Annotated in this window: 29 protein-coding genes; 3 read left to right on the plus strand and 26 right to left on the minus strand. The window is 58.2% G+C overall.

Going from position 1 to position 26964, the window contains the following annotated elements:
* Positions 1-87: 87 nt before the first annotated feature.
* The 13 genes from ACIPIN_RS12410 to ACIPIN_RS12470 form a co-directional block, all read right to left on the minus strand.
* Positions 88-672, minus strand: coding sequence for a phage tail assembly protein (locus ACIPIN_RS12410; RefSeq protein WP_401118888.1), 585 nt, complete (start codon positions 670-672; stop codon positions 88-90).
* A 93-nt stretch (positions 673-765) separates the two neighbouring features.
* Complete coding sequence (locus ACIPIN_RS12415) at positions 766-1272, minus strand: phage major tail tube protein (RefSeq protein ID WP_401118890.1); 507 nt, start codon at positions 1270-1272, stop codon at positions 766-768.
* Complete coding sequence (locus ACIPIN_RS12420; protein ID WP_401118893.1) at positions 1272-2438, minus strand: phage tail protein; 1167 nt, start codon at positions 2436-2438, stop codon at positions 1272-1274. The genes ACIPIN_RS12415 and ACIPIN_RS12420 overlap by 1 nt, the downstream gene beginning before the upstream one ends.
* 2 nt (positions 2439-2440) lie before the next feature.
* Positions 2441-2671: a hypothetical protein gene (locus ACIPIN_RS12425; RefSeq protein ID WP_401118896.1), complete on the minus strand. Its 231-nt coding sequence runs from the start codon at positions 2669-2671 to the stop codon at positions 2441-2443.
* Between the two features lie 102 nt (positions 2672-2773).
* Positions 2774-3199, minus strand: a complete 426-nt coding sequence (locus ACIPIN_RS12430) for a phage tail protein (RefSeq protein WP_401118899.1) — start codon at positions 3197-3199, stop codon at positions 2774-2776.
* A gap of 11 nt (positions 3200-3210) precedes the next feature.
* Complete coding sequence (locus ACIPIN_RS12435; protein ID WP_401118901.1) at positions 3211-4764, minus strand: phage tail protein; 1554 nt, start codon at positions 4762-4764, stop codon at positions 3211-3213.
* Complete coding sequence (locus tag ACIPIN_RS12440; protein WP_401118904.1) at positions 4765-5400, minus strand: phage tail protein I; 636 nt, start codon at positions 5398-5400, stop codon at positions 4765-4767. It abuts the gene before it with no gap.
* Positions 5397-6392, minus strand: a complete 996-nt coding sequence (locus ACIPIN_RS12445) for a baseplate J/gp47 family protein (RefSeq protein WP_401118907.1) — start codon at positions 6390-6392, stop codon at positions 5397-5399. Before ACIPIN_RS12445 ends, ACIPIN_RS12440 begins: the two co-directional genes overlap by 4 nt.
* A complete protein-coding gene (locus ACIPIN_RS12450; protein WP_401118909.1) occupies positions 6389-6721 on the minus strand; it encodes a phage baseplate protein in 333 nt (110 codons plus the stop codon). Before ACIPIN_RS12450 ends, ACIPIN_RS12445 begins: the two co-directional genes overlap by 4 nt.
* A gap of 10 nt (positions 6722-6731) precedes the next feature.
* Positions 6732-7343, minus strand: coding sequence for a phage baseplate assembly protein V (locus tag ACIPIN_RS12455; RefSeq protein WP_401118911.1), 612 nt, complete (start codon positions 7341-7343; stop codon positions 6732-6734).
* Positions 7344-7346: 3 nt separating this feature from the next.
* Complete coding sequence (locus ACIPIN_RS12460) at positions 7347-7889, minus strand: hypothetical protein (protein WP_401118913.1); 543 nt, start codon at positions 7887-7889, stop codon at positions 7347-7349.
* A 158-nt stretch (positions 7890-8047) separates the two neighbouring features.
* Positions 8048-8395, minus strand: coding sequence for a phage holin family protein (locus ACIPIN_RS12465; RefSeq protein ID WP_401118916.1), 348 nt, complete (start codon positions 8393-8395; stop codon positions 8048-8050).
* A 502-nt stretch (positions 8396-8897) separates the two neighbouring features.
* Positions 8898-9632 (minus strand): XRE family transcriptional regulator, encoded by a 735-nt coding sequence (locus ACIPIN_RS12470; RefSeq protein ID WP_401118952.1) that lies wholly within the window; start codon positions 9630-9632, stop codon positions 8898-8900.
* Between the two features lie 200 nt (positions 9633-9832).
* Here ACIPIN_RS12470 and mutS point away from each other — a divergent pair, with 200 nt between their 5' ends.
* A complete protein-coding gene (gene mutS, locus ACIPIN_RS12475; protein ID WP_401118917.1) occupies positions 9833-12412 on the plus strand; it encodes a DNA mismatch repair protein MutS in 2580 nt (859 codons plus the stop codon).
* Between the two features lie 140 nt (positions 12413-12552).
* Positions 12553-12876 carry a ferredoxin FdxA gene (gene fdxA / locus ACIPIN_RS12480; RefSeq protein ID WP_123428456.1) on the plus strand — a complete coding sequence of 108 codons (324 nt, stop codon included), beginning with the start codon at positions 12553-12555 and terminating at the stop codon, positions 12874-12876.
* A 596-nt stretch (positions 12877-13472) separates the two neighbouring features.
* Here fdxA and rpoS read toward each other — a convergent pair.
* From rpoS to ACIPIN_RS12520, 8 genes are all read right to left on the minus strand, one after another.
* Positions 13473-14477: an RNA polymerase sigma factor RpoS gene (gene rpoS / locus ACIPIN_RS12485; RefSeq protein WP_401118921.1), complete on the minus strand. Its 1005-nt coding sequence runs from the start codon at positions 14475-14477 to the stop codon at positions 13473-13475.
* A gap of 105 nt (positions 14478-14582) precedes the next feature.
* Positions 14583-15440: a peptidoglycan DD-metalloendopeptidase family protein gene (locus ACIPIN_RS12490; protein WP_401118955.1), complete on the minus strand. Its 858-nt coding sequence runs from the start codon at positions 15438-15440 to the stop codon at positions 14583-14585.
* Between the two features lie 211 nt (positions 15441-15651).
* Positions 15652-16287, minus strand: a complete 636-nt coding sequence (locus tag ACIPIN_RS12495; RefSeq protein WP_401118957.1) for a protein-L-isoaspartate(D-aspartate) O-methyltransferase — start codon at positions 16285-16287, stop codon at positions 15652-15654.
* A gap of 41 nt (positions 16288-16328) precedes the next feature.
* Positions 16329-17078 carry a 5'/3'-nucleotidase SurE gene (gene surE / locus ACIPIN_RS12500; protein ID WP_401118923.1) on the minus strand — a complete coding sequence of 250 codons (750 nt, stop codon included), beginning with the start codon at positions 17076-17078 and terminating at the stop codon, positions 16329-16331.
* The gene (truD, locus tag ACIPIN_RS12505; protein WP_401118926.1) at positions 17066-18124 is read right to left on the minus strand and encodes a tRNA pseudouridine(13) synthase TruD; all 1059 of its coding nucleotides are present in this window, start codon (positions 18122-18124) and stop codon (positions 17066-17068) included. The genes surE and truD overlap by 13 nt, the downstream gene beginning before the upstream one ends.
* Positions 18121-18594, minus strand: coding sequence for a 2-C-methyl-D-erythritol 2,4-cyclodiphosphate synthase (gene ispF / locus ACIPIN_RS12510; RefSeq protein ID WP_054595926.1), 474 nt, complete (start codon positions 18592-18594; stop codon positions 18121-18123). Before ispF ends, truD begins: the two co-directional genes overlap by 4 nt.
* A gap of 52 nt (positions 18595-18646) precedes the next feature.
* The gene (fghA, locus tag ACIPIN_RS12515; RefSeq protein ID WP_401118929.1) at positions 18647-19492 is read right to left on the minus strand and encodes an S-formylglutathione hydrolase; all 846 of its coding nucleotides are present in this window, start codon (positions 19490-19492) and stop codon (positions 18647-18649) included.
* Positions 19493-19500: 8 nt separating this feature from the next.
* A complete protein-coding gene (locus tag ACIPIN_RS12520) occupies positions 19501-20613 on the minus strand; it encodes an S-(hydroxymethyl)glutathione dehydrogenase/class III alcohol dehydrogenase (protein ID WP_401118932.1) in 1113 nt (370 codons plus the stop codon).
* 106 nt (positions 20614-20719) lie between these two features.
* Here ACIPIN_RS12520 and ACIPIN_RS12525 point away from each other — a divergent pair, with 106 nt between their 5' ends.
* Complete coding sequence (locus ACIPIN_RS12525) at positions 20720-21616, plus strand: LysR substrate-binding domain-containing protein (protein WP_401118935.1); 897 nt, start codon at positions 20720-20722, stop codon at positions 21614-21616.
* Between the two features lie 542 nt (positions 21617-22158).
* Here ACIPIN_RS12525 and ispD read toward each other — a convergent pair.
* From ispD to ACIPIN_RS12550, 5 genes are all read right to left on the minus strand, one after another.
* Positions 22159-22866, minus strand: a complete 708-nt coding sequence (ispD, locus tag ACIPIN_RS12530; RefSeq protein ID WP_401118938.1) for a 2-C-methyl-D-erythritol 4-phosphate cytidylyltransferase — start codon at positions 22864-22866, stop codon at positions 22159-22161.
* Entirely contained in the window at positions 22863-23141 is a 279-nt protein-coding gene (gene ftsB, locus ACIPIN_RS12535) for a cell division protein FtsB (protein WP_262114376.1), read from the minus strand. Before ftsB ends, ispD begins: the two co-directional genes overlap by 4 nt.
* A 171-nt stretch (positions 23142-23312) precedes the next feature.
* Entirely contained in the window at positions 23313-24602 is a 1290-nt protein-coding gene (eno, locus tag ACIPIN_RS12540) for a phosphopyruvate hydratase (protein WP_123428478.1), read from the minus strand.
* Between the two features lie 156 nt (positions 24603-24758).
* Positions 24759-25604, minus strand: a complete 846-nt coding sequence (gene kdsA / locus ACIPIN_RS12545; protein WP_123428480.1) for a 3-deoxy-8-phosphooctulonate synthase — start codon at positions 25602-25604, stop codon at positions 24759-24761.
* A 5-nt stretch (positions 25605-25609) separates the two neighbouring features.
* Positions 25610-26964: CTP synthase (locus tag ACIPIN_RS12550; protein WP_401118943.1), on the minus strand; the 1355-nt coding region annotated here is incomplete at its 5' end.

Below are 26964 nucleotides of genomic sequence, written 5' to 3' on the forward strand. Positions count from 1 at the left end.
TGTCGTAGCGGCGCAATGCCTTGCCAGCGTCCCACTCCAGAATTTCCGCCTCACTTACCGGGTAAATGAGCGGCACCACATCGAGGATTACTTCGATGTCGCGTTCCGAAAGAAGTCCGCCGGTTTGTTTAAAAAATCGTCGATGCGCACCTGCAACTGAGTCCAGTCGGGCACGCTCAGCGAAGCCAGATCGGGAAGCATCAGACCGGTGCAGTGGGCGGTAATGAACTCGGCGCGTTCCTTGGCCGTCTTCAGCTTTTTCATCGCCTTGGTGGCTCGCAACACTGGCATTTCCAGGGTCAGCGAAGTCATGCTGCGGCCTGCCACATTGAGCGGTTGCAGCAGTTGCACCTGATCGGGATCGTCCGATGCTTCGTCAGCTTCGGTACCCTGCCGCAGAAAGTACGACGCCGGGCGGGTCGACATTTCGTGCACGTACTGCGCGATACTCACGTAGTCCGGGCGTTTGAGCTGATCCAGTTCTTTGATCGACAGGCCGGTGGCCAATTTGGCCAGCTCGAAAAACTGATCGTCCTCGTCATCACCGGCACGGGCCAGCGCCTCTTTCTGTGCGGCATAGAACAGCGGCTTGAGTTGGATCTGCTCGATCTGCGACTCATCGTCACCGGAAATCGGCGACAACAGGACATGTTTAGGAGGCATCCAGGACATGAAAGAAATTCCTTGGTCATACAAAAAAGCCGCCCACAGCAAGCCAGAAAACCAGCGGGTGAAGGCGGCGATACAGGAAGGTGTTGCCGGTGTTTAAGGCAGCAATACGGCGCGGCGAGCGGCGCCAAGAATGTCGACGCCGTTGAGCATGAACTTCTGGGTGCGCACGTCGATGTCGATCACCGGGATGCCGTTTTCCAAGCGGTTGTAGGTGCGGCAGGACAGCTCCAGCGTAGTGATGGGTTTGTCGCCCATCTTCAGCTTGGTCTCGCCCAGGGATTTCAGCTTGCCGCCGACGGTGTGGTAAGTGAACCAGGTATTGCCGTCCTGGTCCTGACCGGCTTCGCGGACATTCAACAGGATGTCTTCACCCAGTTTCACACCGAGCGCCAGCATGATTTCCGGGCCAGTGCCTTGCAGGTTCAACGTGGCGTTGAGCACTTTGCCGCTCTTGGCCATTTCCTCGGCGATAAAGCGCCCGCCAGTCATCGGTTCCATTTCGAAATCGATCTTCGGCGGGGTGAAATCCTCCACGGTCGCCGACAACGGCAGGCCTTGCAGGGTGGCCGCGATGGCCTGTCTTACGCGGTTGGTAAACATTAGAGAACGTCCTCCAGGAACTGCTCGATGATTTCATCGCGGGCGTTGAGTTGATAAACCATGTGTTCGTTCGGCGCGTAGCGGCCGTAGTCGATGACGATGAACCAAGTGCCGTTTTTGTACTTCTCGACGCTGTTCAATTCCGGGTGCAGGTACACGCTGCCGCCGGGGATGGTTTCGTCGGCGACCAGGGTTTGCAGCCAGTCGTTGATACGCTTGACCTCCTGATCCATGAACGACTTGGTCAGGTTCTTGGCCATGGCCTTCTGACCGGCCTTGACCAGCTTGCGGCTGATGGCATCTTCCAGGCCGACGTAGCTGATGAACTTACCGGTGATGGAGCGGTTACCCAGCAGAGAGAACCCGCCAAGGACGGTCCGTGCGTAGTAGCTGATGCCGTAGCGGTTAAGCAGATCGCCCTCGGTCGAGGTGTCGAGGATGTTGTATTCCACAACCCGCGAAACGTCTTCGGCGTAGGTCACCTGGTTGCCCGGACTCTCCCATTGCTTGACCTTGGCCAATGCCGCGATGGCCAGGCTCGACGGCGCCAGAAACACGTTTTTCTTCGCCGCTTTGGAGTAAACCGCAGGCATGTTGTGCACGACGAGGCAGCGGTCGAAACCGAGGTCAGCGCCGCCCAGTTCGCCGCTATAGGTCACTTGATCGGCGACAGAGGCGTCCTTGCCATCAAGCACCACACGGGCCTTGATGCGCTTGCCGAACGAGGCGAACTCGCTGGCCACCGCTTTGGTACCGGTAAAGCCCGGGGCACCGATGATGGTCAGGTCTTCAGGGACACCGCTCAGCGCGGCCAGGCCCAATTTGCGACCGGTCAGCGCTTCGTTGCCGCCGATCACGTTGTTCAGGGTGTCGGCCGGGGTCGCGCCCTCCTCGACGATGACCACATAGACCGGCACCTTGACCACTTTCAGGATCTGGTAAACCGCGTGATACAGCGTGCCCGCCTCAGCGCCGGTCGGATCGAGCTGCGCGTGGGTGGTAAAGCTGTTGATACGGAACGGGGTATTTTTCGGGATCAGCTTGTTGGCGTTCGGTGCCGTGCCGACCAGACCGATGACGTTGTCACCGAGTCCACCCATGGCCTCGGGGGATTCGGTGGCATTGACGGTGATGCCGTTGTGCTCGAAGTTCAAAACCTCAGCCATGGTTATTCAGCCTTCTTGATGGCGGCCATTTGGGCCGGGGTGGAAGTTGAGGCCGACTCGGCAGCCTCAGCCTGTTGGCGCGCCTCAAGGACGCTGGTCAATTCCAGACGGCCAGCGCTGCGCAACGCGTTGGCCTCCACATCGAGCAGCTCGAGCTGTTGGCCGACACTCGACCAATGGCCACCACCGGTGGGGAATGGGAGGAGCACGGTGTACGTTTGGCGTTCTGCCATTTCAGGATCTCCAGAAGCGAAAAGCCCCGCATAAGCGGGGCTGTTAGGGATGTGCCGCGTTATGTGCAGCGGAAAAGAAAACGCCCCGTCAGTGCGGGGCGTTTATTGGAACTGAGCAGTCAGCCAAAGAGGCGACGGCGGACGGTGATCAATCAACGGGAATTCTCCCGCCTCCGGCCAGTTGCGCAGTGCTCTGCGGTACGCCTGAAGTTCGGCGTACTGCGCGGGAGTCAATGTGGTGCCTGAGCCTTCCTCCAGCTCGTCACGGTGACGCGCCACAACACCGTCGGTTGTCGCCAACTGCGTCCCACGCCAATGACGCTCGGTTTCAGCCAGTTGCTCACGGGAGGGCGCTGGACGATCTATCAGGGTTGGCGGCACAGTATCGAAGTTGATCTTTTTACCGTTCCCTTGCCCGGCCATAAGTTCGGTGTGAAGTTCAACCGATAGTTCAACCGCGTCCTCTGGAATATTTTGGTTTATATCCGAATCATAAAACAGACCAGTCTCTTTACTCGCGTAAATCATCATCTTATTCCTTAGTTACCAATGCTTATAATACGCACTTCCGACTGACTGGCCGTGTAGTTGGACTGTACGACTATCTGACCGAGGCCGATTGATGTTCCAGACACAAAAGGCTGCCCCGCACTGGCGTAGATACCACTCCCAGTCAAGGTCGCGGAGCATCCAAACTGAAGGGTAGGAAACGCTATAGGCAAGTTGAAGACCTGGTTCAGGGCGGCCGCAGGAAACTGGCAAGTCATCCATTGCATAATGAAACCGGACGGTAGTTTCTGATATCCGTTTGGCCCCATCAGCGCACCAAACGGTACAGTCTTGCCAACGACGCCCGTACCCAGTAACAACCAGTTCCCGTTGCCAATGAAGGTGATGTCTACGTAGGTGTCTGGGGGGATGGAACGGCTGGCAGAAGAATTCCCTATGGCGAGACTTTCTTGCATCTTGTCTGCGCCCTGGGTCACCAGGGTCAGATTCGCGATTGACCAGTTCTGCAAACGAATAGTGCCGCCTGGCAGAACACTGTTGGCTACCGAGTCGGGAATGCTGTAGGAAGCGGGACCACTACCGTAAGCGTGAACCAGACCGCCAATGTGCGCCGCAATACCGGTTAATGCGGCGGTGAACACATAGAAACCATTAAGTTCAAACCCTCTGGATCTAGCCCACTCAGTCGTTACAAGCTTCTTGGTGTTATCAAACCGAGGTGGGGTATTTGCAGTTGGATTGATCAGCACTGGCGAATTGATCGGCGCAAACCCTTGAGTCACGTTCTGAAACGTCAGCGATGTAGTGCCCAGCACAATCGCTCCGTCCGTGATCAGTTGCCAGATCGTATCGGCGAGCGTCGCCCCCTCCTCTACCGGGACAGTCAATCCCGAGGTTACCTTGACGCTCGCATCGGCATCTTTAGCACGAACCCATGCATCATTTGCGGCGACATAAATGCCGTTGTCTTTCGCCGAAACCTGTGATTTGACAAGGACCCGATCCCCGGCGACCACGGCGATACCGTCGATTGCTTGCGCACCACTTAAAACAATATTCGCCGTCGTCGCCACTCTCACAGACTGCTTTGCGTCGAGCTTCGCAAGCTCGTCAGCAACATAGCTCGCCACCCAGGCGCGAGTTGCTTTGACGACAGTGTCGTCAATAAGCAGCGTTACCAGCGCAGCATTGCTGGTCTCGAAAATCGACCGTATGTAGAACTCTTTCCCCGAGCCCGACGTCGCCAATACCGGCTTGAACGACTCCGGATATTTGACGATGGCGTACAGAATCCCGGTATCGGTCCAGAGTCCGGCTTCACGCACATACCAGCCGCCGACTTCGGGGGGGATCGTGACTTCGGCCAGCAACCAGCTCGGGTTTTTCTCATCTTGGAACAGCGCGTTCAGTGGCCCGCGCCACACTTCGCGTTTGAGTGTTGTGGCGGTCGCGGCCGGGTTGTAAACCGCGCCGCCGCCGTCACCGACCGAAATCTGCGACAGCTTGATCGGCAGGCCCGCAGCCTTGCAGGCAGTTTCGTAGGCGATCCCCGCATTCGTGAGCAGGGTGTAATAGTCGGCCATTTAGGACCCCTGAGGATAAATAGTGGATGTTTCGACGCTGTAGAGCCCGGCGGCCATAAAGACCTGACCCGAGGCTTCAAGCCCTTCGATCACAATCGGATAAACCGTGGTCAGCTCACCGCAAACGGTGGTTGCGCCGATGACGTGGTTGCCAAATGCGCTCAAGCCCACGGACACCGACAAGGTGTCGCGTTCGCTCTTTGCGTCCGCGAGACGTCGATCGAGACGAGCGTCGATTTCTTCGCTGTAGGGCCGCTCGGAAAAGGCCCTGACTGAAAAACTGTAGGGTTTGCCAAGCGGCGTCTGCTCGTACCATGCGCGAATCTCAGGCACTAATTGCAAGCCCTTGGCGGCGTTCTCCAGCGCCTTTCGCGTACCAGCCTGCCGAGCGGTTGACCATGCGAGCTCTACCGTTAAACGCTTTTCAGCCTCGGGAGCCTCAGAGCTCCACTCAGCGACGCCGCGATCCGCTGCGAGATACGGCAGGAACGCCAACGGCGTGTTGACCGGGTCCATAAGCTCGGGGAACGGCAGAGCGATGCGATCGAGCAATTTACCGAACCCAAGATCGAGCGCCTTTTCCAGTGGTGAGCTGTTCGCCGGCAACAGACTCGGGCGAGGCGTTTCATCACTCATAGCGTGATCACCTCAACTTCGACAGCCGTGCAATAAGGTGCCTGAGAGAACGTTGTCACGATCGGCGCCAAGGGCTCCAGAATCTCAAGCTGCACCGCACCGGCAGCGTGCAAGGTGTAATCGATCCAGCTCGGATCGACCCGCCCCTCCAGCCGGTGGCACGCATCGGCATACGCCTGCAACTGCTGCTCAGTGGCAACCTTGGTCAGCCCCGAGTCAGGCCCGGCGTTGATCTTCGCGACCACCCGGATCTTGTAGCGCTGGATGTCGGCGCCCTGCACCGTGACGAGATCCGTTTCGGGCCTCACGTCAGGACGCGCAAAGTGCCGGCGAACCCCGTCCAGCAGGTCCGCAGACGGCGTGCCGTCAGCCTCTCGCGAAAGCACGGTGACCATCACCTCGCCAGGCGCCGTACGGCGACCGTTGCCATCCTTGACCTGTGCCGCGTAGCCATCCGGATCAAAGCTGTAGGTAACCGTCACCACGCCCGGAGCCGTGGTTTCCACCTTCACCGCTGGCCGTTCGCCCAGGGTGAACACCTCGCGGCGATACTGCATCCGCGAACCCGCTGCTGGCGCATGAGGCGCCAGGTAGTAGCGCAGCCGGGCATCGTCGTCGTTTTCATAGGTGGGCTGGATCGGCGGGAATGCCGCCGGGTCTCCCGGGTCCAGCAACTGACGCTCGAGCCCCATGTCCGCGAGGCGGGCGTCGAGGTTACTGCCGGTCGCCCACCACGCAAGCATCTGCTTGATGCGGGCGTTGTATTTGCGCTCGTGGGTTTGCAGGCGCACACAAAAAGCCTCAAGAGCCAGGGTCAGCAGTTCGCTTTCGTTGTCGAGGCTGACTTTCAGCTTGACTGCATTTTCCGGTGAGCGGGCAGCAACGTAGTCGACGACAAACGCTTTGAACTCAGCGAGCAGCGCCTCGAACGCCTCGACCGTGACGATCGCAGGCTCGGCCAACTGATTTTGACCGGGTATCAGCATGCTCATGTCACGACCTCGAATGTCTGTTTACGGTTTTTCCAGGTGCCAGCGAAGCGCAACAGCAGCCCCGCACCTCGACGACTGGCGACAATGACCTCAGGCTCAAAATCACCAATGCCGTTCTCCTTGTTGTAAAACGCCTGTGCCGCATGGCTCTGCGCAAGGATCAACAAGTCGTCGCCGACGTTCTGCCCCAGCAGCTCAGCAATCAGCGATCCATACAGCGGGCGCTTTTGACGAGTGCCCAGCGGCGTGGTCAATACGCGGGTTGCGCGCTGCACAAACTGAAGCCAGTCGTCGACCGCGGCCCCGGTGTTTCTATCGACTCCAATCATGGGAAGTCCCTTATGCAGTACTGATGACTCGCCCCTGGTGATCCACCAAAGGGCCGAGGAAGTGAACACCAGAGGCATCGAGCAACACGCCGACCGCACCAAACTTCAGCTCGATTGCCTCAGGGGTCAGCGCCAGGCGGGCTGGGCCGACAGTCAACTCGACCGACTCACGCGAGCCCTTGAACGCCGTCTGTCCGTTGGTCCAGCTCAGAACATGGCTGGCATCGTCGTAGCTGCTTTCGGTGCCGTCCTTGTGTCGGCGGCGCGTCAGCGTGGCGACTGTCGAAACCGGGGGGAACCGGTTGCAGTTAAGGCCGAACAAGGCGACCGATTGCCCACCGCCATCTCCACCGCCATAGTTCAGCAGCAAACACTGCTCGCCCTCGGAAGGGATTCGCGACTCGCTCTGTTCGCCAGCACTCGGGTTGAAGAACCTGATCGCTGGCGTCAGCAGATCCCCATGACTGACCTTGCAAGTGTTGCTGGCGGCGTCGACCTCAACACACACGCCGATCCGGCAGAAGCTGTCGGCACGCCGGTGCAGGTCTTCGAACTCGGTCTCCATCTCGGCCAAACGCTCAATGATCGGGCCGAGCTGCATACGTAGAAGAGCGTCAAACATTGGCTACCCCTTGAGTGCTTGTGACTGAAGCTCTGTGTATTGATCCGGATCGTCGATGTTCGAGACCTCCCAGCCAAAGGCAAACTTCGGCGTGCCCGTTGGGTCATCGAGCAACGGCTGACCGAAATACAGCGTCTGGGTAAACGAAACCGTCCAGGCGTCGTACACCTGCTCACCGCTGGTGAACGTCGACGGTAGCGCCTCGATGCTCATCGGCAGGTCGCATTGCCCTCCCGATACCCCCCAACGGTTATCCGTGACGATATCCTTCAGCGCGCTGGCAAGGTTGCAGGCCTCAAGCCCTGAATGCCCACTCTTCCCGGCCACCACGCCTTGCAGCGAGATCGTCAGGACATGAGCTTTACGTCCATCGTTGGCGCGGGTGCCCGGGGCATCGCGTTCAATCGCGATCAGGACCCAGGCATCATCGACAACGCCATCGAAGTCCTGATATCCCCCAACCTTCAGGCCTGGATAAATCGGCCTAAGTGCCTCACCGATAGCGAGAATCAGCTCCGAGGGCTTATCGATAACTCTTGGAGACATAAGCGGAATCCTGTTCAAGTATCACTGTGTCAAATTTTGAGTTAAGGGAAGTTGCTGCCGATGACCCGCATCCTTGCAGGTCGGGGTCGTTGTCTACGCCCCCCGTCAGCCAGTCCATTGGACTTGTTCGGATGTGATCCTCTTTGCTGCCAATACCATTAGTGGTCCTGGCTGGAATCACGCGGCGACACTTCACTGATGCCAATCCGCTTGGCCGCCCAGCGCTCATACAAGCCGATGGCGACGTCGGCGCCAGCCATTGCGGTGAGGCAGCCGAAAGCACCGGCGGTCCAGATCGATACGCCGGCGGCATACAACAGCATGATGGTCGAGACCCCGCAGACCATGCAGGCTCCGGAGCGCAGCGCCAGGCGCCGCAATAGTGGCCAGCCGCGAGTGCCTTCCTTGTCGGCGCGCCACATTTCGCCGGACACCCCGCCGACCACCGCCAGGGCAATGACTAGCCAGATAGGCATGTCCAGCAACGCTTGCTGCTCGTTTGTCATGTCACGCCTCCTGCGTTGATAAATAGGTGATGGGTTTGTGTGTTGTTCAAACGTTGTCTCTTGATGTGCCTGACGGTAGGTAGGCATTCCAAAAAGCCCGACGCTTGCCAGGCTTTTCAGTAATGCAGTCCTTCCGATCTTTCGGCGCTACTGGCGCGGTACGGATCCATTCAAATTGTTCCTCCGACCGCGACCCTGTCCGCCGGATAACTGCTTACGGTGCTTTACGCTGCACACCCGGGTCAGTTGCCAACCCTCTGAACCGTTGAGGCCGGTTCATCGCTGCCTTTGCTGTGGAACTAAAGAGCTTCGTTACGAGCCGTTGTTGAGCGGCTTGAGACAAAGAATATGCATGGATGCATATACAGTCAATGCATTGGTGCAAATATTTATGCGTTTAAAATGCATAAACGCATGAAAGCCCCGCAAACAAAGGGTGGGATGGTTTTCGTCAGGCGAAAAAAAACCCGCTCGATGGCGGGTTTTGTCTGACAGCTAAGGATTAGCGGGCGTACATGCCCCACCAGAAGACGTGACCGAGGATGACGATCTGCTCTTCCTGGATCTCCTGGAAGCTGTAGTCCTCATCCGGATGTTCATCGCGATTGAAGCTACGCAGACGAATACCGGTAGGCAGACGATAGAGCTGCTTCACCCGCAGTTGGCCGTTATGGTTGATGGCATACAGATCACCATCAACGATGTCGCCAATTCCGGACTTGCCGGCGTTGACCCCAACCGTGGCGCCATCACGCAGCACCGGCAACATGCTGTTGCCGCGCACTGTCACGCATTTGGCCTGGTCGAACTGCACACCGTTATGCCGCAAGCTGCGCTTGCCGAAGCGCAAGCTGGAACGCTCGCTTTCTTCGATGACGAATCTTCCTGATCCAGCAGCCAATTCAACCTCGCGAAGAAAGGGGACCGAGACCTCGTCGTCATCGACGGGGGTATCGTCATCCCACAGGCTTATGTCCTTGAGTTCCGAATGCGACTCTTCGCGTGCAAACGCGGTGGCCGGCGCAACGTCGGCGCGGCCACGCAACTGGTCAGTGCTCACACGGAAGTACTCGGCGATCTTCGAGATGTGTTTATCCGAAGGATCGACGATCTTCCCGCTGAGAATCCGCGAGAGGGTGGATTGAGGCACGCCGGTCCGACGGTGAAGCTCCGTAGGGGAGATCCCGTGCTGATCGAGCAGCGCTCTTAAGACGGTAGAAACATTGCGTTTTTGCATAACGCGCATAGTGCTTGTTCTTTTCGAAGATGACAAATGCTGATTTGCATAAACAGTGCATATTTCGTAGAGATGTGCCGCGAACCTTTCATCCCTGCGTAGGTCGGACTGCCCATGGTAACCTTGCGCCCATCGCGGAAAAACCGGGCCAATGCCCCATTTTTGCCCCACCCCTTTCAACGAATTCGCCTGATTACCTGATGAATAAAGCACTCTCCGATCTGTCTTCCCACACCCCGATGATGCAGCAGTACTGGCGCCTGAAGAACCAGCACCCTGACCAGTTGATGTTCTACCGCATGGGTGACTTCTACGAGATCTTCTATGAAGACGCGAAGAAGGCCGCCAAGTTGCTGGACATCACCCTGACCGCCCGTGGGCAGTCGGCCGGGCAGGCGATTCCGATGTGTGGGATTCCTTACCACGCTGCGGAAGGTTACCTGGCGAAACTGGTCAAGCTTGGTGAGTCGGTGGTGATCTGTGAGCAGGTCGGCGACCCGGCGACCAGCAAAGGCCCGGTGGATCGTCAGGTTGTACGGATCATCACCCCTGGCACTGTCAGCGATGAAGCGCTGCTGGATGAGCGCCGCGACAACCTGATCGCCGCCGTGCTGGGTGACGAGCGCCTGTTCGGTCTGGCCGTGCTGGATATCACCAGCGGCAACTTCAGCGTGCTGGAGATCAAAGGCTGGGAAAACCTGCTGGCCGAGCTGGAACGGGTCAATCCGGTCGAGCTGATGATTCCGGATGACTGGCCAAAGGACCTGCCGGCAGAGAAGCGCCGTGGCGTTCGTCGTCGCGCACCGTGGGATTTCGAGCGTGATTCGGCGCTGAAAAGTCTTTGCCAGCAATTTTCCACCCAAGACCTCAAAGGTTTTGGGTGCGAGAACCTGACCCTGGCCATCGGTGCTGCCGGCTGCCTGTTGAGCTACGCCAAGGAAACCCAGCGCACCGCCCTGCCGCATTTGCGCAGCCTGCGTCATGAGCGTCTGGACGACACCGTGGTGCTGGACGGCGCGAGCCGTCGCAACCTGGAGCTGGACACCAACCTCGCCGGTGGCCGCGAAAACACTCTGCAATCGGTGGTCGACCGTTGCCAGACCGCCATGGGCAGCCGTTTGCTGACCCGTTGGCTGAATCGCCCGCTGCGCGACTTGAGCGTGCTGCTGGCACGCCAGACCTCGATCACCTGCCTGCTCGACGGTTACCGCTTCGAGAAACTGCAACCGCAGCTGAAAGAAATCGGTGACATCGAGCGGATTCTGGCGCGTATCGGCCTGCGTAACGCCCGTCCTCGTGACCTGGCTCGCCTGCGCGATGCGCTCGGTGCCCTGCCCGCGCTGCAAGTGGCGATGACCGAACTTGAAGCTCCGCACCTCAATCAACTAGCAACGACCACCAGCACCTATCCGGAACTTGCGGCACTGCTGGAAAAAGCCATCATCGACAACCCGCCTGCGGTGATCCGTGACGGCGGCGTGCTGAAAACCGGTTACGACGCCGAGCTCGACGAGCTGCAATCACTGAGCGAAAACGCCGGACAATTCCTGATTGACCTAGAAGCGCGCGAGAAGGCTCGTACCGGCCTGGCCAACCTGAAAGTCGGCTACAACCGGATTCACGGTTACTTCATCGAGCTGCCAAGCAAACAGGCTGAACAGGCGCCGGCTGATTACATCCGCCGCCAGACCCTCAAAGGTGCCGAGCGCTTCATCACGCCAGAACTCAAAGCCTTCGAAGACAAGGCGCTGTCAGCCAAAAGCCGTGCGCTGGCCCGCGAGAAGATGCTTTACGAAGCCCTGCTCGAAGACCTGATCAGCCAACTGCCACCGCTGCAGGACACTGCTGCGGCACTGGCCGAGCTGGACGTCTTGAGCAACCTGGCCGAGCGCGCACTGAACCTGGACCTGAACTGCCCACGGTTCGTCAGCGAGCCATGCATGCGCATCAGCCAGGGTCGTCACCCGGTGGTCGAACAAGTATTGACCACGCCGTTCGTGGCCAATGACTTGAGCCTGGATGACAGCACACGGATGCTGGTGATTACCGGTCCGAACATGGGCGGTAAGTCCACTTACATGCGGCAAACTGCGCTGATCGTGCTACTGGCGCATATCGGTAGCTTCGTGCCGGCAGCCAGTTGCGAATTGTCACTGGTGGACCGGATCTTCACCCGGATCGGTTCCAGCGATGACCTGGCTGGTGGTCGTTCGACCTTCATGGTCGAGATGAGCGAAACCGCGAACATTCTGCACAACGCCACCGAACGCAGCCTGGTGCTGATGGACGAAGTCGGTCGCGGCACCAGCACCTTCGACGGCCTGTCGCTGGCCTGGGCAGCAGCCGAGCGTTTGGCTCAGCTGCGCGCCTACACACTGTTCGCCACCCACTACTTCGAACTGACGGTACTGCCGGAAAACCAGCCGCTGGTGGCCAACGTCCACCTCAATGCCACCGAGCACAACGAACGCATCGTGTTCCTCCATCACGTACTGCCTGGACCTGCCAGTCAGAGCTACGGGTTGGCGGTTGCACAGTTGGCCGGCGTACCAACCGAGGTCATCGTGCGGGCTCGCGAGCACTTGAGCCGCCTGGAAACCACCAGCCTGCCGCATGAAGTGCCAGCGCCTGCCAAAGGCAAACCGGCAGCACCGCAACAGAGCGATATGTTCGCCAGCCTGCCGCATCCCGTATTGGATGAACTGGCCAAGCTCGATCTGGATGAGATGACCCCGCGTAGGGCACTGGAAATGCTCTATACATTAAAGACACGGATCTAACGCACTTGCCTGCAAGCTGTTAGAATCTCGCGCGGTTTGGGATGCTGCAGGCTTAGCCTGCTTGCAGACTATCGCTCCCAAACCTGGCGACCCCTCCGTGAAGGGGCGCAGCAAGCCGCCGCCTGAGGAGAGAATTAGAAATGACCTTCGTCGTCACCGACAACTGCATCAAGTGCAAGTACACCGACTGCGTAGAAGTGTGTCCGGTGGACTGCTTTTACGAAGGCCCGAACTTCCTGGTGATTCACCCGGATGAGTGCATCGACTGCGCCCTGTGCGAGCCGGAATGCCCTGCTGTGGCCATCTTCTCCGAGGACGAAGTCCCGGATGAGATGAAAGAATTTATTCAGCTGAACGTTGATCTGGCCGAAATCTGGCCCAACATCACTGAGAAGAAAGATCCGCTGCCAGATGCAGCGGAGTTTGATGGCGTTAAGGGCAAGATCAAAGACCTCGCTCGCTGATCATCGCTGAGCTCTCGAAAAGGCCCCTTGCGGGCCTTTTTTGTTTTTATCAAAGATCAAAAGATCAAAAGATCGCAGCCTTCGGCAGCTCCTACGGATGTATACAAAACCATGTAGGAGCTGCCGAAGGCTGCGATCCTTTGACTTTTCTGCGGGCAAAAAAAGGGGCGGTATGACCCGCCCACATTTTTTCCCTATTCCCTGTGTTCCTTTTCATCGTCCTGATGAATCACGTCCCTGCGATGTTCCTTGACCATCATCCTTGATGGCTGTGTCTATCCGTCGACACAGGGCTGATACTAAAGACTTCCCCGACAAGAGCAATCACCTGCCACGGGTAAACCTGGACGAAACGATGTGTTTAATTATAAAAAATATCATTGATAATCAATAACTTAATAAATATAGCCGACTGAAATAGACGACCACTACTCGATAAAAAACCCGAACACTTACGAAAGAGTAAGCCATGGCTTACGCTAACCTGCGAAAGAGTCCAAGTAGCGCTTATAAAGCTTAAACAGCGCATTAACAGGCAAATAACAAAAAGCCCCGAAACAGACGGGGCTTATTGTCATCGGGTGAACGCGTTCCTGCTACTGGAACAGCGACTCGCTCGAAAGGCCATTCTTCTCAAGGATTTCACGCAGGCGTTTCAGACCTTCAACCTGAATCTGTCTGACCCGTTCACGGGTCAGGCCAATCTCCAGGCCCACGTCTTCCAGCGTACTGCTCTCGTGGCCGCGCAGGCCGAAGCGGCGGATCACCACCTCGCGCTGTTTGTCCGTCAGCTCCGAGAGCCACTGATCGATGCTCTGCGACAGGTCATCGTCCTGAAGCAGCTCACAAGGATCGGTAGGGCGGTCATCGGTGAGGGTGTCCAGCAGGGTTTTATCCGAATCCGGACCCAGCGAGACGTCGACCGAAGAAACCCGCTCGTTCAGGCCCAGCATGCGCTTGACCTCTCCCACCGGTTTTTCCAGCAGGTTGGCGATTTCTTCGGGTGAGGGTTCATGATCGAGCTTTTGCGTCAGCTCCCGTGCTGCCCGAAGGTAGACGTTGAGCTCTTTGACCACATGAATCGGCAACCGGATGGTCCGGGTCTGATTCATGATTGCACGCTCGATGGTCTGGCGGATCCACCAGGTAGCGTAGGTCGAAAAGCGGAAGCCGCGCTCTGGATCAAACTTTTCCACTGCCCGGATCAGCCCGAGGTTGCCCTCTTCGATCAGGTCAAGCAGTGACAGCCCACGATTGACATAGCGCCGGGCGATTTTCACCACCAGTCGCAGGTTACTTTCAATCATGCGCTTGCGCCCAGCCGGATCACCACTTTGCGACAGGCGCGCAAAATGAACTTCTTCTTCCGGTGACAACAAGGGGGAAAAGCCGATTTCATTGAGGTACAGCTGAGTTGCATCGAGTGCTCGGGTGTAGTCGATGTACTTGTGCTGCTTAAGTGTTGCGGAGTGTTTGGATCTGGCGCGAACTGAAGGCGTAGCTGACCCCTCATTCGACATCTCATCCGATGCGACGCCGGCCTCCATCAGGAGAACCTCATCGTCGATGTCAAACTCCGGCACTTCTTTACTGAGAGCCATTGTTATAGTCCTTTGGTGAGTTCGACCTCAAGCTCAAGCGGCGCCTTTATCCTTGGCAACGCTGGAGCCTGTTCCCTCTACGTGACGGAACAGGCTGGAAACAAATCAACGACGAGGCAGGAATTGCAGCGGATCTACAGGTTTACCTTGTCGGCGAATCTCAAAATGCAGTTTCACCCGGTCTGTACCCGTTGACCCCATTTCGGCAATTGTCTGTCCGACTTTGACCTGCTGCCCCTCCCGAACCAACAGCCTTCGGTTGTGACCGTAGGCACTGACGTAGGTATCGCTGTGTTTGATGATGACCAATTCGCCGTAGCCCCGCAAGCCACTCCCGGCGTAAACCACCGTCCCATCAGACGCAGCTAAAACAGGCTGTCCCAAATCCCCGGCGATATCAATTCCTTTATTCAAACTACCGTTTGAAGAGAATTTTCCAATCAAAATGCCATTGGATGGCCATCCCCAGCCTGTCGGCGCGGGCCCTGCAGGAGGCAGTGGCGCAGGGGCTGGCTTGTTTGCGACGGACGGTGCGGCCGTCTCCTTGGCGGGGCTCGCACCCGATGCCGGACGCCGGGTTACGGTAAATTTACTCGAAGAAGAAGCGGTTGTTCCGGACTGGGTCACCACCTCTGTCGGCGTTGAACCGGAACGCCCATCGAAGCGAATCGTCTGACCAGGATGGATAGTGTAAGGCGTAGGAATATTGTTGCGCGCCGCCAGGGCCTTGTAATCCCAGCCGTAGCGAAAGGCGATCGAAAACAGAGTATCGCCGCGACGGACCACGTATTGGCCGGTAGTTACTGCGGGCTTCTGGGCCGCCGCGTTATTACGATCGACCACTCGCACATCGCTCGAACGCGTGCTGGAGCAACCGACCAACAAGGAACTCAAGACAAGGCCAGTCACCAGGCGCTGAAAGCTTGTTGTACCGATACGCTGCGCAATGACTGTGAGACTCACCCGCCGCTCCCTTTGTGGTGGCTGAAAATAAAAATCGCCTTGTTCAGGCATGAAATGTCGCAAGTATAACTGGCCGTTCGGGCTTTACCGTCGGCAAAGCGAAATCGATACACGCACACGTTTGCTGACCGCTGTTCAATTGCGTTTAACTGAGTAATGCCGCTGTAAGACCAAGGCAATCGAACAGAATTCAGCGTCTTTGAATAAATGCTTAAGCCAGTGGCCCATGGAGCAATGGTACGAAGCGTACCCCCCCCAAAACACGCCTGGAAAAGCCCTGCTCTTCACGGATGATCAACATCAATTGCTGAACCTCCCCTGAACCAACCGGAATCACCAGACGCCCACCCGGCGCCAACTGATCGAGTAACGCCTGAGGCACATCGGTTGCCGCCGCAGTGACGATAATGCCGTTGTACGGCGCCAGTGCCGGCCAGCCTTCCCAACCATCGCCCCAGCGAAACACCACATTGCGCAGGTTCAACTCGGCCAGGCGTTCTTTGGCCCGATCCTGCAAGACCTTGATGCGCTCGACGGAAAACACCCGCTCGACCAATTGCGACAACACCGCCGTCTGATAACCAGACCCAGTGCCGATCTCCAGCACTTTATCCAGAGGACCGGCCTCCAGCAGCAGCTCGCTCATGCGAGCCACCATATAAGGCTGGGAAATGGTCTGGTTATGGCCGATCGGTAATGCCGTGTCTTCGTAGGCACGGTGCGCCAGAGCCTCATCGACAAACAGATGACGCGGCGTACGACGGATCACCTCCAGCACCTGGGCGTTGGACAGACCTTCCTCGTACAGACGCTGGATCAGCCGTTCGCGCGTGCGCTGGGAGGTCATCCCGATACCACGACGCAGAATATCGTCTTGCTCACGAGCCATCAGCGCAGCCCCTCCAGCCAGTCATCAAGACTTCCAAAGGCATCATTGAAGGTGCGATCGAGTTGCAGTGGGGTGATCGAGACATAGCCCTGCATCACCGCATGGAAATCCGTACCCGGTCCGCCATCTTCCGCGTCGCCGGCCGCGGCAATCCAGTAACCGGACTTGCCACGCGGATCAACCACTTTCATCGGCGCCGCTGCACGGGCACGGTGGCCCAGGCGGGTCAGTTGAATGCCTCGAATGTGATCCAGAGGCAGATTGGGAATGTTCACGTTCAGCACCGTGCGCGGTGGCAAATCAAGCTCGACATGAGCTTCTACTAGTTTGCGCGCAAAGTAGGCCGCCGTCGGCAAGTTTTCCACTTGCCGCGATACCAGCGAAAAGGCAAAGGATGGCAGCGCGAGGAAACGCCCTTCGAGCGCCGCCGCGACCGTGCCGGAATACAGCACATCGTCGCCCAGGTTGGCCCCCAGGTTGATCCCCGAAACCACCATATCCGGCTCGCGCTCCAGCAAACCATTGAGGCCCAGGTGCACGCAATCGGTCGGCGTGCCATTGAGGCTGATAAAGCCATTGGCCAATGTTTGCGGGTGCAACGGACGGTCGAGCGTCAGCGAACTGCTGGCGCCGCTTTTGTCCTGGTCAGGGGCGATAACCACGCACTCGGTGTAATCCGCCAGCGCAGCATGAAGCGCGGCAAGACCGGGTGCTGTTACCCCATCGTCGTTAGAAATCAGAATACGCATGGGCTGTCCGTCTGCCCCACCGGCACCAGATCGACGAGCTCACGCACCAATACGGTGGCAAAGCATCCGGCCGGAAGGACGAATTCCAGTTGCAGAATGTCAGGCTCGGGATAATGCCACGTCAACCCGCCAATGGGCAGCCGCAGGATGCGACGTTCATGGTTCATTCCAGCGTTTATCAACCAATCGCGCAGATCCGCTTCGCGTGCCGCGATCTGTTGCTCAAGTTCATGAGTCGCACCGGTAGCGGGTGATTCACCCTCGCCCCACTGCGGCCCGGTCGGGTGCAGGTCGAGGATGGCCAGACGCGGGTCGCTGCACTCGGCTTCCCCCGCCGGGAAGAAGCTGCGGCTATCGGTGAAAGCCAGCAAGTCGCCGACCTGAGCGCGCTGCCAACTGCCATCGGCGACTCGCGCCGCCAACACCTGATTGAACAAAAAGCTGCGCGCGGTGGAGAGCAGTCGTGAACGCACGTTGCGTTGTTCCGGCAAAGCTTTGCGTGCCGCCCAGTCACGGGCATCCACCACGTTACCGCCATTATGGCCGAAACGCTGGGCGCCGAAATAGTTGGGAATGCCTTGCTTGGCGATCAGTTGCAGACGCGCGTCAATCGCGTCCTTGTCGCCGGTGAACTGAGTCAAGCGCAAGGTAAAGCCGTTGGCCGAATGCGCACCGCGCTGCAGCTTGCGTTTATGCCGTGCAGTCTTGAGGATTCTCAGCGTGTCGTTTTCCGCCGCGGACAAATCAGGGTCGGCCTTGCCGGGCAATTGCACGCTGAACCACTGGCGGGTCAGAGCCTGGCGATCTTTCAAACCGGCATAACTGACGGTGCGCAACGGCACGCCGGCAGCCTTGGCAATCCGCCGGGCCGCCTCTTCAGTGTTCAGACCGCGTTTTTCCACCCAGATCCACAGGTGTTCGCCTTCGCCGGTCAGCGGAATGTCGAGGACTTCATCGACCTGAAAATCTTCCGCGATGGCTTTCAGTACCGCGGTACCGAGGGCTTCACCGTAGGCACGCGGGCCGAGCAATTGCAGTTCATTCATGCGCGCAGCAACAAGGCAACGGAGTGCACGGCAATGCCTTCTTCGCGACCGACAAAGCCGAGCTTTTCGGTGGTGGTAGCTTTCACGTTCACTTGATCCAACTCAACTTGAAGATCCGCGGCAATCAGCGCGCGCATCGATTCGATATGCGGGGCCATTTTCGGCGCCTGGGCAACGATGGTGTTATCGACATTGCCGACCTTCCAGCCCTTGGCGTGGATCAGTGCGACAACGTGACGCAACAGTACGCGGCTGTCAGCACCTTTGAATTGCGGGTCGGTGTCTGGAAAGTGTTTACCGATATCACCCAGCGCCGCTGCGCCGAGCAAGGCATCGCTCAACGAATGCAGCAAGACGTCGCCGTCGGAATGGGCGAGCAGTCCGAAGCCGTGTGCAATTCGCACGCCGCCCAGAGTGATGAAATCGCCTTCAGCGAAACGGTGCACATCATAGCCGTGGCCAATACGCATAAAAAAACGCCCCGATTTAGTCAGGGCGTGATTCTACCTGCTTTGGCGGACATTAGGCGCCTAGAGCGTGTGCGTGATGTCGCAAGTGATCATCAATGAAGCTGGCGATGAAGAAATAGCTGTGGTCGTAACCGGGTTGCAGACGCAAGGTCAGCGGATGGCCGGAAAGTTTTGCAGCTTGTTGCAGGGCTTCGGGCTTGAGCTGAGTGACCAGGAAGTCATCCCGATCACCTTGATCCACCAGCAACGGAAGTTTTTCACTGGCCTCGGCGATCAGCACGCTGGCATCCCATTCGCGCCATTTCGAACGTTCTTCGCCCAGGTAGCGCGAAAACGCCTTCTGGCCCCACGGGCAATCCATTAGATTGTTGATGGGAGCGAAAGCCGAAACCGACTGATACCGCCCAGGGTTGCGCAAAGCACAGACCAGCGCGCCGTGACCACCCATGGAGTGGCCGCTGACGCCGCGTTTGTCCGACGCCGGAAAATGCGCTTCGACCAGCGCGGGCAATTCCTGCACCACGTAGTCGTGCATCCGATAGTGCTTGGTCCAAGGCTCCTGTGTGGCATTCAGATAGAACCCGGCACCCAGACCGAAATCCCATGCGCCGTCTGGATCACCCGGCACATCAGCGCCGCGCGGACTGGTGTCCGGCGCGACAATGATCAACCCAAGCTCGGCCGCCATGCGCATGGCGCCAGCCTTGTGCATGAAGTTCTCGTCGGTGCAGGTCAGTCCCGACAACCAGTACAACACTGGCAGCTTGCCGCCCTGCTCCGCCTGCGGCGGCAGGTACACGGCAAACACCATGTCGCAGCCCAGCACTTCGGAATGATGTTTGTAGCGTTTATGCCAGCCACCGAAGCTCTTCTGGCATGAGAGGTTTTCCAGACTCATGGCCGACCTCAGAAATGGATGACGGAGCGAATGCTTTTGCCTTCATGCATCAGGTCAAATGCCTTGTTGATGTCTTCCAGGCCCATGGTGTGGGTGATGAAAGTGTCCAACGGGATTTCGCCGGTCCGGGCCATTTCCACGTAGCTTGGCAACTCAGTGCGACCGCGCACGCCGCCGAACGCCGAACCACGCCAGACGCGGCCGGTCACCAGTTGGAACGGACGGGTGGAAATCTCTTGGCCAGCACCGGCAACACCGATGATCACCGACTCACCCCAACCTTTGTGGCAGCACTCCAGCGCCGCACGCATCAGCTGTACATTGCCGATGCACTCGAAGGAAAAGTCGACGCCGCCGTCGGTCATGTCGACGATCACGTCCTGGATCGGACGGTCGAAATCTTTCGGGTTCACACAATCGGTGGCGCCCAACTGCCTGGCGATTTCGAACTTGGCCGGATTGATATCGATGGCGATGATTCGCCCGGCTTTGGCTTTGACCGCGCCGATGATGGCTGACAGGCCAATGCCACCCAGACCGAAGATGGCCACGGTGTCGCCCGGCTTGACCTTGGCGGTGTTGATGACCGCGCCGATACCGGTGGTGACACCACAGCCCAGCAGGCAGACTTTTTCCAGTGGCGCGTCTTTAGGGATCTTCGCGACGGAGATTTCCGGCAAGACGGTGTATTCGGAGAAGGTCGACGTGCCCATGTAGTGGAAAATCGGCTGACCTTTGTAGGAGAAACGCGTGGTGCCGTCTGGCATCAGGCCTTTGCCCTGGGTCGCACGGATGGCCTGGCAGAGATTGGTCTTGCCCGACTTGCATAATTTGCACTGCCCGCATTCCGGGGTGTACAGCGGAATCACATGATCGCCGACCGCTACCGAGGTCACGCCTTCGCCGATGGCTTCGACAATCGCGCCGCCTTCGTGGCCGAGGATCGACGGGAAGATGCCTTCCGGGTCAGCGCCCGACAGAGTGTAGGCGTCAGTATGGCAAACGCCGGATGCGACCACTCGCAACAGGACTTCACCCGCCTTGGGCATGGCGACATCGACTTCAACGATCTCAAGGGGTTTCTTGGCCTCGAAGGCAACGGCGGCGCGCGACTTGATCATCCTGACTCTCCAGCGAATAAAAACGAGACCGGGAGTGTAAAACACCGCCAGACGATTAATAATCCAGCCAAAAGCAAAACATTATTGCCGCACAGGGATAATCTTCATGTCCGAGAACCGCTGGGAAGGCATCGATGAGTTCGTCGCCGTCGCCGAATGCAACCAATTCACGGCTGCCGCCGAACGCCTTGGGGTTTCGTCTTCGCACATCAGTCGACAAATCGTACGTCTTGAAGAGCGCCTGCAAACCCGTCTGCTTTACCGCAGTACCCGTCGGGTGACACTGACCGAAGCCGGGCAAACCTTCCTGCAGCACTGCCAGCGCCTGCAGGACGGACGTGAAGAGGCGTTGCGCGCAGTCGGCGACCTGACCAGCGAACCCAAAGGCATGCTGCGCATGACCTGTGCAGTGGCGTACGGCGAACGCTTCATCGTGCCGCTGGTGACGAGCTTCATGGGGCTTTATCCACAATTGCGCGTCGATATCGAGTTGAGCAACCGCCCGCTCGATCTGGTGCACGAAGGCCTGGACCTGGCGATCCGGCTCGGCCGCTTGCAAGACTCACGGCTGGTGGCTACGCGCTTGGCGCCACGGCGCATGTACTTGTGCGCTTCGCCGTCCTATCTGGAGCGTTATGGCCGACCGCACAGCTTGTCCGAGCTGAGTCGACACAACTGCCTGATCGGCAGTTCGGACATCTGGCAACTGGAGCAGGACGGCAGAGAATTTTCCCAGCGAGTACAAGGCAATTGGCGCTGTAACAGTGGGCAAGCGGTGCTGGACGCGGCGCTACAGGGCGTAGGTTTGTGTCAGCTGCCAGACTATTACGTGCTGGAGCACCTGAACAACGGCACGCTGGTGTCGTTGCTGGATGCTCATCAACCACCGAACACCGCCGTCTGGGCGCTGTATCCGCAGCAACGGCACCTGTCGCCGAAGGTGCGCAAATTGGTGGACTATCTGAAGGAAGGGTTGGCAAAAAGGCCGGAATACCAACTCTGATCAAAAGATCAAAAGATCAAAAGATCAAAAGATCGCAGCCTGCGGCAGCTCCTACAGAAATCGAAATCGCCTTCACCACTCAACAGGCCGGGCGTTAGCTCGCCTGCCGCTGTTGATCTTGATCCACCCGCCCCTTCGGGAGGCCGAGTGGAGGTGTTCATCAGGGGGTTGGCGCGCAGCGCCGTACGGCGCAGCCGGACACATCGAGAGGAGGTCGTCGCGCAGCAGACCGTAGGCGATGCCCCCTGATGAATGCCGGAGCGAGGGAACGCCGAGCCTAAGCGAGGTGCCGTACGCTCGGGGCGAGCGTTTTTTTGCTTACTTTTTTTAGGCGCTTGTAAAAAAAGTGAGGCGCCGTAAGGGCGAAACCCTAAGTGGCCGTTACCGCAGAAATGGATATGTACATCTGCAAAAGATTGGTCGGCTGTCAGGCCGCCATCGCGAGCAGGCTCGCTCCCACAGTGGATTGGTATACATTTGCATGAGATTGGTCGGCTGTCAGGCCGCCTTCGCGAGCAAGCCCGCTCCCACAGTTAGAGGTATCAGCGGCGATTAGCCCAACGCAGGCGTAACCACTCAAGATCTTCAGGCCGAGTAACCTTGAGGTTATCCGCACGACCTTCGATCAAGCGTGGCGCCTGACCCGCCCACTCCATCGCAGAGGCCTCATCGGTAACAGTCACATCAGCCACCAGACTGTCCGCCAACGCCCGATGCAAGGCACCAAGACGAAACATCTGTGGCGTGTACGCCTGCCAGATCAAACTGCGGTCAACGGTTTCAAGCACCCGACCATGCTTGTCCACACGCTTGAGAGTGTCACGCGCAGGCACCGCGAGTAACCCGCCGACAGGATCGTCAGCCAGCTCCGACAGCAACTTGTCCAGATCATCGCGAGCCAGGTTCGGTCGCGCGGCGTCATGGACCAACACCCAGTCGTCATCGGCAGCGCCTTGAGCGTGCAAATGCAACAACGCGTTCAGCACCGAACCCGAGCGCTCTTCGCCACCGTCCACCCGCTGAATACGCGGATCGGTAGCACAAGCCAGGGTCGGCCAATAAGGGTCATCAACCGCAAGACTGACCACCAGACCTTTCAAGGCAGGATGATCAAGGAAACAGCCGAGGCTGTGTTCGAGAATAGTGCGCCCGCCCAATTGCAGATATTGCTTGGGACGGTCCGCGGCCATACGGGCACCGACGCCCGCGGCAGGAATCACGGCCCAGAAGGCCGGTAACGTGTGCATCATTGAGCCAACTGGTAAAGGGTTTCACCGTCCTTGACCATGCCCAACTCATGGCGAGCCCGCTCTTCAACGGTCTCCATGCCTTTCTTCAATTCACTGACTTCGGCGTCCATGACCCGATTACGCTCCAGCAACGCCTCGTTCTCAGCGTGCTGATCGGCAATCTGCTGAGTCAGCTCGGCCACTTGCGCCAGACTGCCATTACCCACCCACAGGCGGTATTGCAGGCCAGCCAGCAGCAAGAGCAAGACAAGAAACAACCAGTAAGGACTGCGCATCGAATATCAGGTATCCAGTGAAAAAAGACAGCCATGCCAACTTTGAAGCTTCTGAATAGCACGAAGCCTGGAAGAACCAGGCTCGTACTTATAAGGCATCAGATTAGTGGCAAAAACGTCGCTGTAGCGATTTTTCCGACACGATCCGGTGTCTTTTTTACCATTTACCGATCAGCCGCGGAACTCGCTGCGACCGTTGTACTTGGCTTTACCGCCCAATTGCTCTTCGATACGCAGCAGTTGGTTGTACTTGGAAACGCGGTCGGAACGGCACAGCGAACCGGTTTTGATCTGGCCAGCCGAAGTGCCCACGGCCAGGTCGGCAATGGTCGAATCTTCGGTTTCGCCGGAGCGGTGCGAGATCACGGCAGTGTAACCAGCGGCCTTGGCCATCTGGATAGCTTCCAGGGTTTCGGTCAGGGTGCCGATCTGGTTGAACTTGATCAGGATCGAGTTGGCGATCTTCTTGTCGATGCCTTCTTTCAGGATCTTGGTGTTGGTCACGAACAGGTCGTCGCCCACCAGCTGGGTTTTTTCGCCGATCTTGTCGGTGAGGATTTTCCAGCCAGCCCAGTCGGACTCGTCCAGGCCATCTTCAATGGAGATGATTGGGTAACGTTCGGTCAGACCTTTGAGGTAGTCGGCAAAACCTTCGGCGGTGAACACCTGGCCTTCACCGGACAGGTTGTACTTGCCATCTTCGTAGAATTCGCTGGCCGCGCAGTCCAGAGCCAGGGTCACGTCGGTGCCCAGTTTGTAGCCAGCATTGGCCACGGCTTCGGAGATCACTTTCAGTGCATCTTCGTTGGATGCCAGGTTCGGTGCGAAACCACCTTCGTCACCCACCGCAGTGCTCAGGCCACGAGCCTTCAGCACAGCTTTGAGGTGATGGAAAATCTCGGTGCCCATGCGCAGACCTTCCGAGAAAGTCTTGGCGCCAACCGGCTGAACCATGAACTCCTGGATGTCGACGTTGTTATCGGCGTGCTCGCCACCGTTGATGATGTTCATCATCGGAACCGGCATCGAGTAAACACCCGGAGTACCGTTCAGGTTGGCGATGTGTGCGTACAGCGGCAGGTCCTGGTCGTGGGCAGCAGCTTTGGCAGCAGCCAGCGACACGGCGAGGATTGCGTTGGCACCCAGGCTGCCTTTGTTCTCGGTACCGTCCAGCTCGATCATGATGCGGTCGAGGGCTTTCTGGTCAACCGGGTCTTTACCCAGCAGCGCGGTGCGAATCGGGCCATTGATGTTGGCCACAGCTTTCAGTACACCCTTGCCCAGGTAACGGCTCTTGTCGCCATCACGCAGCTCGAGCGCTTCGCGCGAACCGGTGGAAGCACCGGACGGCGCGCAGGCGCTGCCGATGATGCCGTTATCGAGAAGCACGTCCGCTTCGACGGTGGGATTGCCACGGGAGTCGAGAACTTCACGACCTTTGATGTCGACGATTTTTGCCATTGTTGTAAACACTCCAAAGTTGACGAAAACGACGCAGCTGTAGGAAATCTTTTACCGTCGGCAAGTGATAAGCAGCGGGCAGACTTGCGGACGATAAGGCTCAGGCCCAAGGGCCCGAGCGTTAAATCGTGCGGTACTTTACCGGAGAATTGAGGATTACGCGGTTTCTACCGTCGGAAAACTCTTCACCAGTTCGTCCAGAGCCTTGAGCTGAGCCAGGAATGGTTCCAGCTTGTCCAGACGCAAGGCGCAAGGGCCATCGCATTTGGCGTTGTCCGGGTCCGGATGGGCTTCCAGGAACAGACCGGCCAGCGACTGGCTCATGCCTGCCTTGGCCAGATCAGTGACCTGGGCGCGGCGTCCGCCGGCAGAATCCGAGCGACCACCAGGCATTTGCAGCGCGTGGGTCACGTCGAAGAACACCGGGTATTCGAACTGTTTCATGATGCCAAAGCCGAGCATGTCCACCACCAGGTTGTTGTAGCCGAAGCTCGAACCACGCTCGCAGAGGATCAACTGATCGTTACCGGCCTCTTCGCATTTGCTCAGGATGTGTTTCATTTCCTGAGGAGCGAGAAACTGGGCTTTCTTGATGTTGATCACCGCGCCGGTCTTGGCCATCGCGACGACCAGATCGGTCTGGCGCGACAGGAAGGCCGGCAACTGGATGATGTCGCAGACTTCAGCGACCACCGCAGCCTGCTCAGGCTCATGGACATCGGTGATGATCGGCACGCCAAAGGCTTGCTTGATGTCCTGAAAAATCCGCATGCCTTCCTCGAGGCCGGGGCCGCGATAGGAAGTTACCGACGAGCGGTTGGCCTTGTCGAAGCTGGCCTTGAACACGTAAGGGATACCGAGTTTCTCGGTGACCTTTACGTACTCTTCACAGACCTGCATCGCCATGTCACGGCTTTCCAGCACGTTCATGCCACCGAACAGCACCATCGGTTTGTCGTTGGCGATTTCGATGTTGCCTACACGGATGATCTTTTGAGCCATCAGGTTCAAGCCTTCTTCTGGTGTTGAGCCAAAGCTGCTTTGACGAAGCCAGTGAACAACGGATGACCGTCACGCGGAGTCGAGGTGAACTCCGGGTGGAACTGGCAAGCGACGAACCATGGGTGGTTCGGCGCCTCAACCACTTCAACCAGCGCGCCGTCACCGGAACGACCGGAGATTCTCAGACCGGCTTCGATCAGTTGCGGCAGCAGCTTGTTGTTCACTTCGTAGCGATGACGATGACGCTCGACGATCACGTCCTTGGCGTAGCAATCGTGGACCAGGGAGCCGGTTTCAAGCAGGCAATCCTGAGCACCCAGACGCATGGTGCCGCCCAGATCGGACGATTCGGTACGGGTTTCAACGGCGCCGGTGGCATCTTCCCACTCGGTGATCAGACCCACGACCGGGTGACCGCTGGCGCGATCGAACTCGGTGGAGTTGGCGTCTTTCCAGCCCAACACGTTACGAGCGAACTCGATCACGGCCACTTGCATGCCCAGGCAGATACCCAGGTATGGAACCTTGTTTTCGCGAGCGTATTGAACGGCGGTGATCTTGCCTTCCACGCCACGCAGACCGAAGCCGCCTGGAACCAGAATCGCATCAACGCCTTCCAGCAGCGCGGTGCCCTGGTTCTCGATGTCTTCGGAATCGATGTAGCGCAGGTTGACCTTGGTACGGTTGCTGATGCCGGCGTGACTCATCGCTTCGATCAGCGACTTGTAGGCGTCCAGCAGTTCCATGTACTTGCCGACCATGGCGATGGTGACTTCGTGCTCAGGGTTGAGCTTGGCATCGACCACGGCTTCCCACTCGGACAGATCGGCACCGCCACATTGCAGGCCGAAACGCTCGACGACAAAATCATCCAGGCCCTGGGAGTGCAGAATGCCCGGGATCTTGTAGATGGTGTCGGCGTCTTCCAGCGCGATCACCGCACGTTCTTCAACGTTGGTGAACTGCGCGATCTTGCGACGCGAAGAAATATCGATCGGGTGATCGGAACGGCACACCAGCACGTCTGGCTGCAGGCCGATGGAACGCAGTTCCTTGACCGAGTGCTGAGTAGGCTTGGTTTTGGTTTCGCCGGCAGTGGCGATGTATGGCACCAGCGTCAGGTGCATCAGCATCGCGCGCTTGGCGCCGACTTCGAAACGCAATTGACGGATGGCTTCGAGGAACGGTTGGGACTCGATGTCACCTACGGTGCCACCGATCTCGACCATGGCCACGTCGGCATCGCCTGCGCCCTTGATGATGCGGCGCTTGATTTCGTCGGTGATGTGCGGAATCACCTGGATGGTTGCGCCCAGGTAATCACCACGGCGCTCTTTGCGCAGGACGTGCTCGTAGACAC

This window comes from Pseudomonas sp. NPDC087697 (genome assembly GCF_044743155.1).
Lineage (GTDB): Bacteria > Pseudomonadota > Gammaproteobacteria > Pseudomonadales > Pseudomonadaceae > Aquipseudomonas.

Coding starts and splice junctions, on each gene's coding strand:
- fdxA (WP_123428456.1), top strand. CDS start 12,553: ATGACCTTCGTCGTCACCGACAACTGCATCAAGTGCAAGTACACCGAC.
- ACIPIN_RS12525 (WP_401118935.1), top strand. CDS start 20,720: ATGTCCGAGAACCGCTGGGAAGGCATCGATGAGTTCGTCGCCGTCGCC.
- ispF (WP_054595926.1), bottom strand. CDS start 18,594: ATGCGTATTGGCCACGGCTATGATGTGCACCGTTTCGCTGAAGGCGAT.
- surE (WP_401118923.1), bottom strand. CDS start 17,078: ATGCGTATTCTGATTTCTAACGACGATGGGGTAACAGCACCCGGTCTT.
- ACIPIN_RS12465 (WP_401118916.1), bottom strand. CDS start 8,395: ATGACAAACGAGCAGCAAGCGTTGCTGGACATGCCTATCTGGCTAGTC.
- ACIPIN_RS12440 (WP_401118904.1), bottom strand. CDS start 5,400: ATGAGTGATGAAACGCCTCGCCCGAGTCTGTTGCCGGCGAACAGCTCA.
- ACIPIN_RS12415 (WP_401118890.1), bottom strand. CDS start 1,272: ATGTTTACCAACCGCGTAAGACAGGCCATCGCGGCCACCCTGCAAGGC.
- truD (WP_401118926.1), bottom strand. CDS start 18,124: ATGAATGAACTGCAATTGCTCGGCCCGCGTGCCTACGGTGAAGCCCTC.
- ACIPIN_RS12420 (WP_401118893.1), bottom strand. CDS start 2,438: ATGGCTGAGGTTTTGAACTTCGAGCACAACGGCATCACCGTCAATGCC.
- mutS (WP_401118917.1), top strand. CDS start 9,833: ATGAATAAAGCACTCTCCGATCTGTCTTCCCACACCCCGATGATGCAG.
- ACIPIN_RS12455 (WP_401118911.1), bottom strand. CDS start 7,343: ATGTTTGACGCTCTTCTACGTATGCAGCTCGGCCCGATCATTGAGCGT.
- ACIPIN_RS12495 (WP_401118957.1), bottom strand. CDS start 16,287: ATGACCTCCCAGCGCACGCGCGAACGGCTGATCCAGCGTCTGTACGAG.
- ACIPIN_RS12470 (WP_401118952.1), bottom strand. CDS start 9,632: ATGCAAAAACGCAATGTTTCTACCGTCTTAAGAGCGCTGCTCGATCAG.
- rpoS (WP_401118921.1), bottom strand. CDS start 14,477: ATGGCTCTCAGTAAAGAAGTGCCGGAGTTTGACATCGACGATGAGGTT.
- ACIPIN_RS12450 (WP_401118909.1), bottom strand. CDS start 6,721: ATGATTGGAGTCGATAGAAACACCGGGGCCGCGGTCGACGACTGGCTT.
- ACIPIN_RS12445 (WP_401118907.1), bottom strand. CDS start 6,392: ATGAGCATGCTGATACCCGGTCAAAATCAGTTGGCCGAGCCTGCGATC.
- ispD (WP_401118938.1), bottom strand. CDS start 22,866: ATGATGCACACGTTACCGGCCTTCTGGGCCGTGATTCCTGCCGCGGGC.
- ACIPIN_RS12425 (WP_401118896.1), bottom strand. CDS start 2,671: ATGGCAGAACGCCAAACGTACACCGTGCTCCTCCCATTCCCCACCGGT.
- fghA (WP_401118929.1), bottom strand. CDS start 19,492: ATGAGTCTGGAAAACCTCTCATGCCAGAAGAGCTTCGGTGGCTGGCAT.
- ACIPIN_RS12460 (WP_401118913.1), bottom strand. CDS start 7,889: ATGTCTCCAAGAGTTATCGATAAGCCCTCGGAGCTGATTCTCGCTATC.
- kdsA (WP_123428480.1), bottom strand. CDS start 25,604: ATGGCTCAAAAGATCATCCGTGTAGGCAACATCGAAATCGCCAACGAC.
- ACIPIN_RS12520 (WP_401118932.1), bottom strand. CDS start 20,613: ATGATCAAGTCGCGCGCCGCCGTTGCCTTCGAGGCCAAGAAACCCCTT.
- eno (WP_123428478.1), bottom strand. CDS start 24,602: ATGGCAAAAATCGTCGACATCAAAGGTCGTGAAGTTCTCGACTCCCGT.
- ACIPIN_RS12435 (WP_401118901.1), bottom strand. CDS start 4,764: ATGGCCGACTATTACACCCTGCTCACGAATGCGGGGATCGCCTACGAA.
- ACIPIN_RS12430 (WP_401118899.1), bottom strand. CDS start 3,199: ATGATTTACGCGAGTAAAGAGACTGGTCTGTTTTATGATTCGGATATA.
- ACIPIN_RS12410 (WP_401118888.1), bottom strand. CDS start 672: ATGTCCTGGATGCCTCCTAAACATGTCCTGTTGTCGCCGATTTCCGGT.
- ftsB (WP_262114376.1), bottom strand. CDS start 23,141: ATGCGCAGTCCTTACTGGTTGTTTCTTGTCTTGCTCTTGCTGCTGGCT.